Annotated in this window: 14 protein-coding genes; 6 read left to right on the top strand and 8 right to left on the bottom strand. The window is 53.4% G+C overall.

The annotated features are described in order from the left end of the window. The coding region (locus tag H6F43_RS16670; protein WP_190343843.1) for a DUF928 domain-containing protein at positions 1 to 383 on the top strand (383 nt) is incomplete at its 5' end. Positions 384 to 416: 33 nt separating this feature from the next. Here H6F43_RS16670 and bioB read toward each other — a convergent pair. From bioB to H6F43_RS16655, 3 genes are all read right to left on the bottom strand, one after another. Further along, positions 417 to 1,445 carry a biotin synthase BioB gene (bioB, locus tag H6F43_RS16665; RefSeq protein WP_190343842.1) on the bottom strand — a complete coding sequence of 343 codons (1,029 nt, stop codon included), beginning with the start codon at positions 1,443 to 1,445 and terminating at the stop codon, positions 417 to 419. Between the two features lie 110 nt (positions 1,446 to 1,555). Next, positions 1,556 to 2,146: a rhomboid family intramembrane serine protease gene (locus H6F43_RS16660; protein ID WP_190343841.1), complete on the bottom strand. Its 591-nt coding sequence runs from the start codon at positions 2,144 to 2,146 to the stop codon at positions 1,556 to 1,558. Positions 2,147 to 2,335: 189 nt separating this feature from the next. After that, the gene (locus H6F43_RS16655) at positions 2,336 to 3,082 is read right to left on the bottom strand and encodes a DUF2993 domain-containing protein (RefSeq protein WP_190343840.1); all 747 of its coding nucleotides are present in this window, start codon (positions 3,080 to 3,082) and stop codon (positions 2,336 to 2,338) included. A 232-nt stretch (positions 3,083 to 3,314) separates the two neighbouring features. Between H6F43_RS16655 and H6F43_RS16650 the strand changes: the two genes are divergently transcribed. From H6F43_RS16650 to rsmI, 3 genes are all read left to right on the top strand, one after another. Beyond that, positions 3,315 to 4,100 (top strand): hypothetical protein, encoded by a 786-nt coding sequence (locus H6F43_RS16650; RefSeq protein WP_199290393.1) that lies wholly within the window; start codon positions 3,315 to 3,317, stop codon positions 4,098 to 4,100. Between the two features lie 248 nt (positions 4,101 to 4,348). After that, complete coding sequence (locus tag H6F43_RS16645; RefSeq protein WP_190343839.1) at positions 4,349 to 5,872, top strand: carboxypeptidase M32; 1,524 nt, start codon at positions 4,349 to 4,351, stop codon at positions 5,870 to 5,872. 142 nt (positions 5,873 to 6,014) lie between these two features. Beyond that, positions 6,015 to 6,872, top strand: a complete 858-nt coding sequence (gene rsmI / locus H6F43_RS16640; RefSeq protein WP_190343838.1) for a 16S rRNA (cytidine(1402)-2'-O)-methyltransferase — start codon at positions 6,015 to 6,017, stop codon at positions 6,870 to 6,872. Between the two features lie 59 nt (positions 6,873 to 6,931). Here rsmI and H6F43_RS16635 read toward each other — a convergent pair whose 3' ends face one another. Further along, positions 6,932 to 7,585: a DedA family protein gene (locus H6F43_RS16635; RefSeq protein WP_190343837.1), complete on the bottom strand. Its 654-nt coding sequence runs from the start codon at positions 7,583 to 7,585 to the stop codon at positions 6,932 to 6,934. 426 nt (positions 7,586 to 8,011) lie between these two features. Here H6F43_RS16635 and H6F43_RS16630 point away from each other — a divergent pair, with 426 nt between their 5' ends. Continuing rightward, positions 8,012 to 8,380: an STAS domain-containing protein gene (locus H6F43_RS16630; protein WP_190343836.1), complete on the top strand. Its 369-nt coding sequence runs from the start codon at positions 8,012 to 8,014 to the stop codon at positions 8,378 to 8,380. A 15-nt stretch (positions 8,381 to 8,395) separates the two neighbouring features. On the opposite strand, the gene H6F43_RS16625 is transcribed toward H6F43_RS16630, so the two are convergent. The 4 genes from H6F43_RS16625 to rpsF all read right to left on the bottom strand — a co-directional run bounded on the left by H6F43_RS16625 (position 8,396) and on the right by rpsF (position 11,059). Further along, positions 8,396 to 9,040: a hypothetical protein gene (locus H6F43_RS16625; protein WP_190343835.1), complete on the bottom strand. Its 645-nt coding sequence runs from the start codon at positions 9,038 to 9,040 to the stop codon at positions 8,396 to 8,398. Beyond that, positions 9,033 to 9,581: an Npun_F5560 family protein gene (locus H6F43_RS16620; RefSeq protein WP_190343834.1), complete on the bottom strand. Its 549-nt coding sequence runs from the start codon at positions 9,579 to 9,581 to the stop codon at positions 9,033 to 9,035. The genes H6F43_RS16625 and H6F43_RS16620 overlap by 8 nt, the downstream gene beginning before the upstream one ends. Positions 9,582 to 9,688: 107 nt before the next feature. Continuing rightward, complete coding sequence (locus tag H6F43_RS16615) at positions 9,689 to 10,687, bottom strand: NAD(P)/FAD-dependent oxidoreductase (protein WP_190343833.1); 999 nt, start codon at positions 10,685 to 10,687, stop codon at positions 9,689 to 9,691. Positions 10,688 to 10,741: 54 nt separating this feature from the next. Beyond that, positions 10,742 to 11,059, bottom strand: a complete 318-nt coding sequence (gene rpsF / locus H6F43_RS16610; RefSeq protein ID WP_190343832.1) for a 30S ribosomal protein S6 — start codon at positions 11,057 to 11,059, stop codon at positions 10,742 to 10,744. A 242-nt stretch (positions 11,060 to 11,301) separates the two neighbouring features. Between rpsF and H6F43_RS16605 the strand changes: the two genes are divergently transcribed. Then, positions 11,302 to 12,117: a fumarylacetoacetate hydrolase family protein gene (locus tag H6F43_RS16605; RefSeq protein WP_190343831.1), complete on the top strand. Its 816-nt coding sequence runs from the start codon at positions 11,302 to 11,304 to the stop codon at positions 12,115 to 12,117. Positions 12,118 to 12,407: the final 290 nt, after the last annotated feature.

The following is a 12,407-nucleotide window of genomic DNA, read 5'->3' as shown; positions in this document are numbered from 1 at the left end:
CCAAAGCTGGATTAATGCGGCTAATACTTCCGGCGACTGCCAAGCCATTAAATGTGGGGCAATCGTACTCTTGGACGCTTTCGGTTTACTGCGATCCTGCAAAACCGTCCAGTTCTGTATTTGTTAACGGCACAATTCAGCGCGTTGCTCCGGTGGCGAGTTTGCAACGTCGCAACAAGACATCACCGATGGAACAGGTGAATCTATACGCGGCAAATGGCATTTGGTATGACGCTTTAGACAGCTTGGCGGTCCTGTATCGCGCCAATCCCCGCGATCGATCGGTTGTTTCAGCTTGGACTAGCCTGCTACAGCAGGTAAATTTAGATAGCTTGGCGAAGACCTCGTTTTCCGAGTGCTGTACTGCTCAGCCAAGTCGCTAGGCGACGCGGAAGGCGGTGGCAAGACGATAGATTCTACTGTTCTGCTGCACCATCCAGCGATTCGCGATCGACGGTTAGAGGTTTCGGCACCATGCCCAGCCGTTCTAGCAGTTGCTCATCGTGGACGCGATCGGGATTTGGCGTCGTCAGCAGTGTAGGACCCGTAAAAATCGAGTTTGCCCCTGCCATCAAACACAGCGCTTGCAGCTCATCGCTCATCTGCATTCGTCCAGCAGACAGGCGCACCATTGCTGTCGGAAACAGAATCCGCGTCGTGGCAATCATCCGCACGAGATCGATCGTGTCGATCGGTGGCGCATTGTGCAAAGGCGTTCCGGCTACGGGAACCAGACAATTGATTGGAATTGACTCTGGAACCGGGTCAAGTTCGCTCAGCGCTGCCAGCAAATCCAAGCGGTCCTGCACCGATTCGCCCATGCCTAAAATCCCACCGCAGCAGACCGAAATTCCGGCGGCGCTAACGGCGCGAATGGTTTCTAAGCGATCGCGGTACGTGCGAGTCGTAATCACCTGCTCGTAGTAGTTGGGAGAGGTGTCCAAGTTGTGGTTGTATGCCGTGAGTCCGGCTTCTTTCAGACGTGTTGCCTGATGCGGCTTTAGCATTCCCAGCGTGCAGCAAACCTCGATCTCTAGCGCTGCTACCTGCCGCACCATGTCCAGAATTCGATCGAACTGCGGACCGTCTTTAATTTCGCGCCATGCGGCTCCCATACAGAAGCGCGTTGAACCACTGGCTTTGGCTGCCTGCGCCTGTGCCACGACTGCTTCCACATCCATCAGTGGCTCCGGCGTCACCTCTGTATTGTGATGCACGCTCTGAGAACAGTAGCCGCAGTCTTCAGGACACGCCCCGGTCTTAATGTTGCAGAGGGTGCAAAGCTGGACAGCGTGCGGATCGTGATGCGCTCGATGCAGCCCCTGCGCCTCAAACAGCAGATCGGGCAGCGGCTGATGATAAATCTGGGCAATGCGTTCGTGAAGCGCCTTGGACGAAGAATCGCGCTGACCTTCCGTAGACTGAGGGGATGCAAGCGTCGCCATAATCAGAATTAAAGACTACAGGCTTTTAGGGTACAGGCAAACGGGCTGCTGCGATCGCGAGTCTCTCTTGGCACCGTCCTGAAAGGACCAGAAGACGTGCCGCTCTCACCCTACGATCGTTTTGCTAACAGTCGCGCTGCCAGAACTCCACCAATAAAGCCGCACAAATGCCCTTCCCAGGAGATGCCAATTCGAGTCGGCAGAACCCCCCAAACCAAACTGCCATACAGCGCAAACACAAACAGAGAAATTGCGATCGACAAGCCGCTGCGCTCAAAATAGCCGCGCAGCAGCAGATAGCCCAAATAGCCAAAGATAACGCCGCTGGCTCCGATGTGGACACCGGGCGATCCAATCAGCCACGTTCCAACGCCGCTTGTCAATGCTGCAATGATGCTGACCCAGATGAAATCGCGCGTTTCCCGCAGCAGAATCAGCCAGCCCAGCGTCACAAAGGGAAGTGTATTGCTGATCAGGTGGAAGAAATTTCCGTGTAGAAAGGGAGCAAATAAGATGCCGCGCAACCCGATCGGATTGCGCGGAATAATACCATAAATATCTAACGTGGAGCGAAGCCCTAACCGAAACACAAACACATCCAGGAATTCCACTGCCCACATCAGCGCTACCAGCCCGCCCAAAATCCAAACGTGGGTACGAAATTCCTGAGCGATCGTGCGTTCTTGACCTCTGCTATTCATGCCGCTGCCTCTGAAACCGAGTATGACACCAGGATTTACCTACAGTCTTAGCAAATCTCTCTACGGATATTGTACTCAGTCCGAGTTGGCAATCTTGTGACAGGCGGATGGCGTTCGATTGGTTCGGGAGGCGTAACGGTTTACTCGTTAACAGCCTGTTCTTTAGAGTTTTAGCCTGACGACTGTAGGTTAGGACTGTAGGTCAGGAATGCGGTGAACCCGCGCCTCGGTTTGAATTGCAACGCTGCCTGCGTGTACATCAAGGTTTTTGATCCGAAACGCCATACCGTCAATCTGCAAGTACGGCAGATCCAGGATCTCCTGCAACTTCTGCATTAGCGCGATCGTGAACGCAATCGACATTCCCGTTCCGGGCTGACAGTTGAACGATTCCAGTAGAGCAGGGCGATCGTCAGTGCGCGGAATAATCACCACGGAGAACCCTAGCTGGCGCGTTCCGGTCGGTTCCTGCAACCGCGCGTTACCGTCCAAGCCAATTCTGTTGTTGCCTGGTAACCTCACCTTTAGCGGAGGTTGCAGCGAGACAATTACCTTTTCTCCATCCACGCTCAGGTGTAGCGGCGGAATCTGGTTCAGAACCAGGTCTGAGTTCAGCGCTCGATCGAGGTCAGACTCAGTCAGGGTCATGCGGGCAGCGGCATTGACGGGTTGGTTGAACTCTACCTTGCCAAACAGAATGCTGAGCGGATTGACTTGAATGCGATCGGTTTGTACTTCCATGTCCTGCACGGTCAGACCCTGCATTACAACGCCTTGACCGCTAACCGCAACGGAATCCACCTGACCTTGTACCGCATGCAGTAAATCGGTTCGCACGTCTACACTGACGTTTTCAGCGGCGTCTAGCTGACTAGACAGTCCCGCTTCAACCGCCCGCGAAACCAGTTGCTCATCCGGACGTGGTTCACTTGCCATAATTTGTCTCTCTCCGCGTGCAGCATACGAATCACTTTAATCACTTGTACTTGTGGCTGTATCTGTAAGTTGATAGAGGTTGCTGCAATATTTCTTTGAGCAAATACTCTCTCTGATGAGCGATTTGAAGCAGTGTTATTAATTTTTTACATTCATCTTCGGACGGAGGGAATACCAGCAACCGCTGTATAAGCTGATTCCTGTACCGTTACCGAGCAACAGAATTTGTCCTATGGCTAACAAGCAAGACTCCAACGAAACGAAAGCAGCTCAGCAGCACGAAGACGCCGCTGAGCAAAAAGAGTCCAAGGCGATCGCAAGCGACAAAGGTGCTGACAATTCTCAGGATCTAGAGTCGCTACTGGAGGCGCTAGAAGGCGATGTGTCGTCGATCGACGGTGAAGCCGCGGTCGGTTTAATCGATGAGTGGTACAACGTTCTGCACAAGTCCAAAGAGCCGGAATTCAAAGAGCTTGCCAACGGACTGAAGCAGCTCAAGCAGGCGCTGAGCAAAGGTAAGGCAACGGGTCACGAAATCGGTGAAATTCTAGACCACGTTGGCGAACAAACCAGTGACATTGCCGCCGATGCCGAAAAGGGCACGAAGACCCCACTTCGCAAGCTGGGTAAGCAACTGTCTAAAATTGGCAGATCGATCGGCAAGGCAGAAGACCAAGAACACATCGAGCACATTGAGGCGATCACCGACCTCCTAGAAGGCGATTTAGAGCAAATCGACTCAGAGCAAGCGATCGCGGCGATCGACGAGTGGTATGCGCTGCTGCACAAATCGAGCGACGAGGGACAGAAAGAAATTGCCAACGAACTGAAGCAGCTCAAGCAAGCGCTCAGCAAAGGCAAAGGCAACATTGGTGAACTGCTGACCCGGCTTGGTGAGCAAACCGTTGCGGCTGCTTCGGAAGCAGAACGCGGAGTCAAAGGACCTGTTCAACGCTTGGGCAAGCTGTTGAGTAAAACAGGTAAGTCGATCGACTCTGAAGTGAAGTCTGGGTCCTAAGACGTGTAGATTGAATCAGGTGTAAATCTTGTGGTGTGGGCATCTTGCCTGCACACGAGCAACCGAGACGGCTATCCCACACGTTCTAAGCTAGGTCTCGAACAGCATTCGCAAGCTAGAGAAAGCGAATCAGAAAAACTGGGGTGAGCATGAATCAAATTCACGCTCACCCCGAAGAGTTTTAAATTAACAAGTGTGGCAGAATCAAGGTCCAGAGAGATACGCCCCTCTACCTCCTAACCGTGACTATGCAGACGCTTGAAAAAGTTCATCCCAAGTTTCTGGAACTCAAAACTCGCCTAAGCGAAATCGACGACATAAACTCAGCCGTATCGCTGCTGTATTGGGATCAAGCGACATACATGCCTCCGGGGGGTGCGGCGGCGCGAGGACGGCAATTGGCAACGCTGCGCCAGATTGCCCACGCAAAACTAACGGATGGAACGATCGCCCATCTGCTCGACGAGTTGCAGTCTTACGAAGCCGAGTTGCCCTACGACTCAGACGAGGCGAGTCTGCTGCGGATTACCCGCCGCATCAGCGAACAGGCGCTGCAAGTGCCCGCCTCATTTGTCGCTAAATTTTCGCAGCACCGCACCGAGTCCTACCAAGTGTGGGCAACGGCACGATCGCAAAGCAACTTTGCCCTTGTGCAGCCCTACCTGGAGAAAATGCTGGAGTTCAGCCGCGAGTGGGCAAACTTCTTTCCGGGCTATGAGCACATTGCCGATCCGCTAATCGACTCGTCGGACTACGGCATGAAGGCTACCGACATCCGCGCTATTTTTGCCGATCTGCGATCGCAGCTTGTTCCCATAGTGCAGGCAATTACTGCACAAGCGATCGCGGATGATTCCTGCCTGCATCGCCACTATCCCGAAGCCGATCAGCTTGCGTTTAGCCTGAAGGTGCTAGAGCAGATGGGCTATGACTTTCAGCGCGGACGGCAGGACAAAACCCTGCACCCGTTTATGACCAATTTCTCGATCGGCGATGTCCGCATCACCACTCGCGTCTATGAAACGGATTTGAATCAGGGCTTGTTCAGCACGATTCACGAAATGGGGCACGCGCTGTACGAACAGGGCAATCCAATTGAGTTTGAAGGGACTCCGCTAGCAGGCGGCGTCTCGTCGGGTGTGCACGAGAGCCAGTCGCGCTTGTGGGAAAATCTGGTAGGTAGGTCGCGGCGGTTCTGGAATTACGTCTACTCCCAATTGCAGGCGGCATTTCCAACGCAGCTTGGAGAGGTGCCGCTAGAAACGTTCTATCGAGCGATCAACAAAGTGGCACGATCGCTGATTCGCACGGATGCAGACGAGGTGACGTACAACCTGCACGTGATGATTCGGTTTGATCTGGAGCTCGATTTACTGGACGGCAAACTGGCGGTAAAAGACTTGCCCGCTGCCTGGAACGATCGGTACGAAAGCGATTTGGGCGTGGTGCCTCACTCTGACAGCGAGGGCGTGCTGCAGGATGTGCACTGGTATACGAGTCGTATTGGCGGCATGTTTCAGGGCTACACGCTGGGCAATTTGATGAGCGCTCAGTTCTTTGAGGCAGCGTTAGCAGCGCATCCAGATATTCCGAACCAGATTGAGCACGGCAATTTTACGGTGTTGCACGACTGGCTGAAAGACAACGTCTACCGTCAAGGTTGCAAGTTTACCCCGTCGGAGCTACTCGATCGCGCGACCGGATCGGCTCTCAGTGCTGCTCCATTGATGCGCCACATTCGTCAAAAGTACGGGGAACTGTACGCGCTTTAAAAACTCCGCTCGTTTAGCTAGTTTGATGCACTCGCTTCACTGCCTCTGCCGAAGCCGTGGGATGGAAAAACTACCTGTTTTGCCGATACGATCTTGATTCAACCTTTGTCATTCAATTCATCATTCAAACGCTGTAATTCGTATGCCTTCTGATCCGCAACCGGGAACGCTCTACGTCGTCGGAACGCCGATCGGCAACTTGGAAGACATGACCTTTCGCGCCGTGCGGATTTTGCAAAACGTGGATGCGATCGCGGCAGAAGACACGCGCCACACAGGCAAGCTGCTCCAGCATTTCCAAATTTCGACGCCGCAAATCAGCTACCACGACCACAACCGCCAGTCTCGCACGCTCGAACTGCTAGAGCGCTTGCAGCAGGGCAACGCGATCGCCCTTGTCACAGATGCAGGGATGCCAGGAATTTCTGATCCGGGCTACGAATTGGTGAAAGCCTGCGCAGAGGCGGGAGTTGTGGTGGTACCGATCCCCGGTCCGAGTGCGGCGATCGCGGCGTTAACGGCGTCAGGCTTGCCTTGCGACCAGTTTGTCTTCGAAGGCTTCTTGCCTGCCAAACGGACGGCGAGACGATCGCGCTTAGACGTGCTGAAAACTGAGGCGCGGACGCTGATTTTTTATGAAGCTCCTCATCGCCTGCGTCAAACGCTGCAGGACTTAACGCTGCTTGGCGAGGAGCGGCAAATTGCCCTAGCGCGCGAGTTGACCAAACTGCACGAAGAAATCTGGCGCGGCACGATCGCCGAGGCAGTTGCTCACTACGAAGAGCGAGAGCCGCAGGGAGAATTCACGCTAGTTGTGGCAGGGGGCGATCGGGCTCAGCTTGTGCTGTCTGAAGAAGCGCTAAAAGCGGAGCTGCGATCGCTGTTCCAGCAGGGGGTGTCCAGATCTGAGGCAAGCCGCCAGCTAGCAGAGCAAACTTCTCTGCCGCGTCGCCAACTCTATCAGCTTGCGCTGTCTCTACCAACTGAAAGTGGAGAGTAACTAAAAGATACAGCGCTGTTAGAACATTCAAGCAGCGCCAAAACCATTTTCCCCTTCACTCACTCCGTCCCGGACGGCTGATCACCGCTAGCGGCTTCCTGATTTGCCTTCCGCGACTCTAGCCAGAGCGGCACGACGATCCAAGCCGCGACAATAAGCAGCGACAAAAACGCAAATCGGCTTGCCCACGCCACCAGCTTTTCCAGTGGCACGACCTGTCCGGCAACGTAGGACAGCGTAACCATGACCGATGCCCACGTCACGGCACCTAGCGTGTTGTAGAGCATAAACTTCAGAAAGGGCATTTCGGCAATTCCTGCTAGCGGGCTAGCAAAGATCCGCAGCAGAGCAATGAAGCGACCTAGAAACACAGCTTTAGCAGCGTTCTCACTGAACTGGTCCCTAAGCGTCACTAGCCGCGTTTCTTGTACCCGAAATATGCGCCCTAACCCAACCAGCAGCGGCCAACCGCCAGAGCGTCCAATCCAATAGCCGATCGTCCCGCCGAGTATGGCTCCTAGCGCGGCATCTGCTAGTACAAGCCAGTAGTTCAATTGGTGATTGCCTGCCAAGAACCCACCCGCCAGCGTCACAGTTTCGCCGGGGATAGGAAGCCCTAGGTTCTCCAGCAGAATTCCTAAAAATACTGCCCAGTAGCCGTACTGCTGGGCAAGCTCCTCGATCGTCTCTGGCGATAGGAATTCAAACGACATGGATGGTAGCCTTTACAATTTGTCACGTGCCTTCATCTTGGCGCGATTCCTGGAGGTCTGTCAATTGACTGCTAAAGGGCTGAGGTAGCAGCCGCGAGCGGAAAATTTATCCATTAGTAAGAAAGCCGTGTAAATCGCTACACCTAAAAAATCGTAAATGGAATTTCATTAAATCTACGGTCTAGAGCAGCTAGGGATGAAGATTTTATAAAGTTAGTCTGGCAACTACAGGCTAAATTGAAACCGCTTTCTATAGTTGTTGGCATCCGTAAGCATTTTTACGGAGCTAGCAGAGAGCTTATTTAGGTTCTCCCTGACTACATAGAGGGCAGTGACTCTCGAACCGCATCGTCAGACTGATTCTTAATTGAAAACCGTCCCAAGATTCTACTCGTTGGAATCTCCATCTACCTGTTTAATAACACTATGGTTTTTCTGGAAGAAAGCAAGTCGGTTCTAATTCAGCCCCAGGGACTTCTAGATTCCCAGGGTGGTGCCAGCCTTCAGCAGCAGATCTCTGCGATTGAGCATCAGCGTTACCCTCTATGGATTCTCGACTTGTCCCAGGTTGAGTTTATAGACAGCGCTGGGCTGTTTGCTTTGGTATCTGGACTCAATACGGCAAGTCGTAACCAGTGCCGTCTGGTAGTTTGCAATTTGCCGCCCGCTGTCCAAATCATCTTTGAGATTACTCAGCTTGATCAAGCCTTTGAAATCTTTGAGAGCCAGGCAGACGTTGCAGCAGCATACCAGCGGACGCCAATGCTTTTGCACAGCGTCAGGCAAGCAGCGTAGCTAGCACTCACTCAGTCACGGATAGGTTTGGTACCGACTGGAGGAAACTACCAAGTCTTGAATTGCCTGTCCCGACAAGCAGCGCCAGTGGCAGACAAACAAATTTGGCGTCTGTACTGTCAGGCTGGCGATCGCCGGAGCCGCGGGAAATGGAATCAGCCGATCAAACCGCAGCGTTTGATCATGCACGTCAAACTGCATCAAATACACTGCTGGAGGAGCCATGAGCCAGCGGACTAGTCGGTGGGCAAGCTGATACAGGTCCTGCCGCCAAACGTCTGCGACGTGAATTGGCTGGAGATATTCCGACTCCAGCTTGCCAATCACTTCCGCGTAAAGCGGACCCTTTGCTGTCAGCACAACCGGAAGCCAAAGGTTGCCTGCGCCGATCGCGTATTGCCATTCTGCCACCATCTGGCGCAGCCCCTCTACATTTCGGCAGGCTCGGAACACCGCTTGCCCCGGAAACGAAACGGATTCTGGCACATCAAGCGTCAGCGGGCAGAGTTGATCGCCCACTAACGCGAGTTGGTCTGCTGCCACAACGTCAATTGCATCAGGTGCCAAACCGAGTCCATCACTCACGATCGCCTGCTTCATTGCCTGCGTGATCGCTCGATCGACTTTGACAGCGTCTTCAACAATCAGCACTTTAGGCATTGCCAAAGCTGGGCAGCACGGCTTCTACGCCCCGCGGGAAGCTGGGCAAATCGAGGTGCGTTTGCCGTCGAGTCCGAACGGCGAGTCGGTAGCTAACGCTTTGCAGTTCTGCATGAAGCTGACGATTTTCCCGCTGAAGCTGCGCCACCTTTTCCTTCACGGGAGCCATGCGCTCCGCAAACTTCTGGCGGTAAATATTGGGTAGCTCCTGTACAACTTGCTCCAACATGCGAGAGCGATCAGTCAACTCCTGAACCGACTGTCGCAGTTGATAGATATCGGCGTCGCGATCGCTCAGTTGCCCCTGATAGAAGGTGACCTGCTGTTCGACACCTTGCAGTTGGTCCCGCAGGGCGCGCACCTCAGCAATGTGCCGCTCAGAAACTTCTGGGGTCGGCAGAAAATTGGTATTACCCTTAACAAGGCGAAATAGCTCTTGCGATAGCTGCTGCACGAGGTTATCTCGCATCTGTAGCTCGTCGCGCAGGCGAGCAACTTCGCTGTGCAGATCTTGGACCGTTTGACGTTCAGAATAAGTCACGGCTGTGCAACTCCGGTTCGATGGCTTGGAACAATTAATAGATTAAAGCCGCAAAATGACAAGCTTGCACGCCAAACTGTCTACAATTTGTAATCTTTAAGCAATCTTTAAGCCTCAACTTTGCTTAAATGCGCCTCCCAGAGACGTGGAGGGGACGCCCGGCGAATGTCCCGCCAAATGGCTGTTGCGGCAGAGGTTCCGTCTGCAACGGCGATCGACACCTGGTTGAGTCCTTCTTTTAGGTCGCCTAACGCGAAAATGCGCGGATGAGAAGTCCGACACATCGAGTCAGTCACAAGGTTGCCGCCTTTCCACTGCAAATCCAGCCCCTTGAGGTACTCGTTGTAGTAGTGCGACCCCATCGAGATCAGTCCGGTTTCTAGGTCGATCGTCGAGCCATCCACCAGCTCCACACCTGTCATCTCGTGGTTCTGTCCTAAAAAGCGCTTAATCGGCGTTTCGACCAATTCATAGCCATGCTCCCGCAGCTTATGGCGCATCTCTGGTCCTACCTCACACAGTTCTTGCGTAAAGACCGTGATGTATGGCGTGAACCAGTTGAGCACAAAGGCAGTGTTAATTGCCGCTTCGCTGTTGACAAACAGCCCGCAGTGCTTATCCGCCATTTCGTAGCCGTCGCAGATCAGGCAGACGTGCAGGTTATAACCTGCGTAGTCGAAGACGTTCTGCATGTTCTCTAACTGCGGCAAGTGGTCGATAATGCCGCTTGCCGCAACCAGGTACTTACAGCGGATAACTGGATACAGGCTGTCTTTCTTCCCGACCTTAATTTTGACGGCAAACGTCTCGCCCTCGTCTACCACATCCTCAACGAAGCCGTTCAGGTAGTCGCCATCCAGCGAGAGGAAATGCTCTAGCCCCTGCTGCAACATCGTCCGTCCGGGAGTATTCGGCGGTAATCCTAAGTAGTTCCGCAGGTCTTGCATCCAGAACGATCGACCGCGACCCTTCTCGACTACAAGGGAGGAGAGCCGATAGCGTTGAAGATACAGCCCTGCGGACAACCCGCCTGCTCCACCTCCAACAATGAGCGCGTCATAGACGTGATCTGAGCGATCGCTCAGGTTCTTCTTGGAGAGCTTCATCAGTTGTTGAGAGTTGATGGTTTAAGGTGTGAGACGACCCCACACCTTTTATTATTACGCGGAGGCCTCAGCAGATGCTTTGGGAGCCGTCTGCTTAACGGTGAGATAGCGAAGCACTTCATCACTCAGGCGCATGGCTCGCTCCAGCCCTGCTACCTGACTTCCATCGCCCGAGTAGTTCATCTGAATGTAGATACCCTCGCGCTGTCGAGCAATTTCGTACGCCAAGCGACGCTTGCCGCGATGCTGAGTCTCAATGATTTCTGCACCGTTCTCGCGCAGCAGGGTTTGAAATTTCTCGATCGCCTGATCCACGACTTCTTCGCCAAGGTCTGGGCGAAGAATGTACATTGTTTCGTAGTAATAATCCATTCGTCAAACTCCTTATGGGCTGAATGGCTTCCAGCAAAACTGCTGAAGCGTCTAGGCTCAAAGCCGCAGAGGACCGTGAGTGTAGCCGATCGCCGTTTTTCTAATCCTGAAAGCAAGGATCTCTAATTCTATACCAGTTTGTAAGAGCTTCCCCAGTGATGTATCGAGAACTCTAGTTACCCGATCTAGTTGTAAGCTTTCTACATCAGGAACTCTTAACAGCAACCTATATCAATCAACCTATGGCACAGCGCTATGTCCGAGTCCAAGCATTGGATGGACACATCCACTACGGCTTATTGCAACTGGGTCGTGAGGTGCGAGTGTTTGATGCTCCTCCTTGGCTCAGCGGACAGCCTACCGACTTAGAGCTAGCAGTCAACAGTTACCGCCTGCTTTCGCCGTGTGCCCCGTCCAAGATAGTTGCTGTGGGAAAGAATTACGCCGACCATGCTGCTGAAATGGGAACTCCAGTACCTGCTGAGCCACTACTGTTCCTCAAACCCCCTACGACTGTAATTCCTATGGGGTCAGAGGTTCAATACCCTAGCCAGTCCATACGAGTAGACTACGAGGGCGAACTTGCGTTGGTGATTAGCGATCGCTGTGCTAACTGCTCTCCGGAGCAGGCGCAGTCCAAAATATGGGGCTACACGATCGCCAATGACGTGACGGCGCGAGATTTGCAGAAGCGAGACGGACAGTGGACACGGGCAAAAGGATTTGACACATTTTGCCCACTAGGTCCATGGATTGTGCGCGAAATCAGTCCAGCCGCCCGCCTGCAAACGTTTTTGAATAACAACTCCAAGCCCGTTCAGTCCGCCCTGATTGATCAGATGGTTTTTTCGCCAGAGGTGCTAGTCTCCTACATAAGCCAAGTCATGACTCTGCTGCCCGGCGATGTAGTGCTTACTGGAACGCCAGAAGGAGTGGGACCTATGCACATCGGCGATCTCGTCCGAGTCGAAATCGAAGGCATTGGTTATCTAGAGAACACCGTTGTTGCTAAAGCCGCCAGCCATGCTAGCAAGGACTCTGCTGAATCAGACGATTGAGTAGCTAGCTTCCAGACTGCTTTGTCTCTACCTATGCCGACCGAGGATGGTCTCTTGTACGACTCGTTTACTCCACACGCTAACGGCTGCTGATTTCAGCTTCGCTGAAATCAGCAGCCGTTAGCCGCAGGTGCTAGCGAACTTGCGTGTAGGCAGCTTCGGAGATCGTAGGAATTTCTGCATAGCGACCCAGCGCCGATTGCACAACTGCATAGCCAACGGCTGCAACCACGCCAAGAAAGATTGTGTTAAATAGCGTCTGCTCTAGCATGGTGCCTGAAAGAATCGCC

It is taken from the genome of Leptolyngbya sp. FACHB-36 (genome assembly GCF_014695955.1).
Taxonomy (GTDB): Bacteria; Cyanobacteriota; Cyanobacteriia; order Leptolyngbyales; family Leptolyngbyaceae; genus FACHB-36.
Note: the sequence above shows the minus strand (reverse complement) of the source record. Positions and strands in the feature narration are given on the sequence as shown.

Excerpts from the sequence above, each read along its gene's own strand:
- bioB (WP_190343842.1), bottom strand. The coding sequence starts at position 1,445 with ATGGCGACGCTTGCATCCCCTCAGTCTACGGAAGGTCAGCGCGATTCT.
- H6F43_RS16660 (WP_190343841.1), bottom strand. The coding sequence starts at position 2,146 with ATGAATAGCAGAGGTCAAGAACGCACGATCGCTCAGGAATTTCGTACC.
- H6F43_RS16655 (WP_190343840.1), bottom strand. The coding sequence starts at position 3,082 with ATGGCAAGTGAACCACGTCCGGATGAGCAACTGGTTTCGCGGGCGGTT.
- H6F43_RS16650 (WP_199290393.1), top strand. The coding sequence starts at position 3,315 with ATGGCTAACAAGCAAGACTCCAACGAAACGAAAGCAGCTCAGCAGCAC.
- H6F43_RS16645 (WP_190343839.1), top strand. The coding sequence starts at position 4,349 with ATGCAGACGCTTGAAAAAGTTCATCCCAAGTTTCTGGAACTCAAAACT.
- rsmI (WP_190343838.1), top strand. The coding sequence starts at position 6,015 with ATGCCTTCTGATCCGCAACCGGGAACGCTCTACGTCGTCGGAACGCCG.
- H6F43_RS16635 (WP_190343837.1), bottom strand. The coding sequence starts at position 7,585 with ATGTCGTTTGAATTCCTATCGCCAGAGACGATCGAGGAGCTTGCCCAG.
- H6F43_RS16630 (WP_190343836.1), top strand. The coding sequence starts at position 8,012 with ATGGTTTTTCTGGAAGAAAGCAAGTCGGTTCTAATTCAGCCCCAGGGA.
- H6F43_RS16625 (WP_190343835.1), bottom strand. The coding sequence starts at position 9,040 with ATGCCTAAAGTGCTGATTGTTGAAGACGCTGTCAAAGTCGATCGAGCG.
- H6F43_RS16615 (WP_190343833.1), bottom strand. The coding sequence starts at position 10,687 with ATGAAGCTCTCCAAGAAGAACCTGAGCGATCGCTCAGATCACGTCTAT.
- rpsF (WP_190343832.1), bottom strand. The coding sequence starts at position 11,059 with ATGGATTATTACTACGAAACAATGTACATTCTTCGCCCAGACCTTGGC.
- H6F43_RS16605 (WP_190343831.1), top strand. The coding sequence starts at position 11,302 with ATGGCACAGCGCTATGTCCGAGTCCAAGCATTGGATGGACACATCCAC.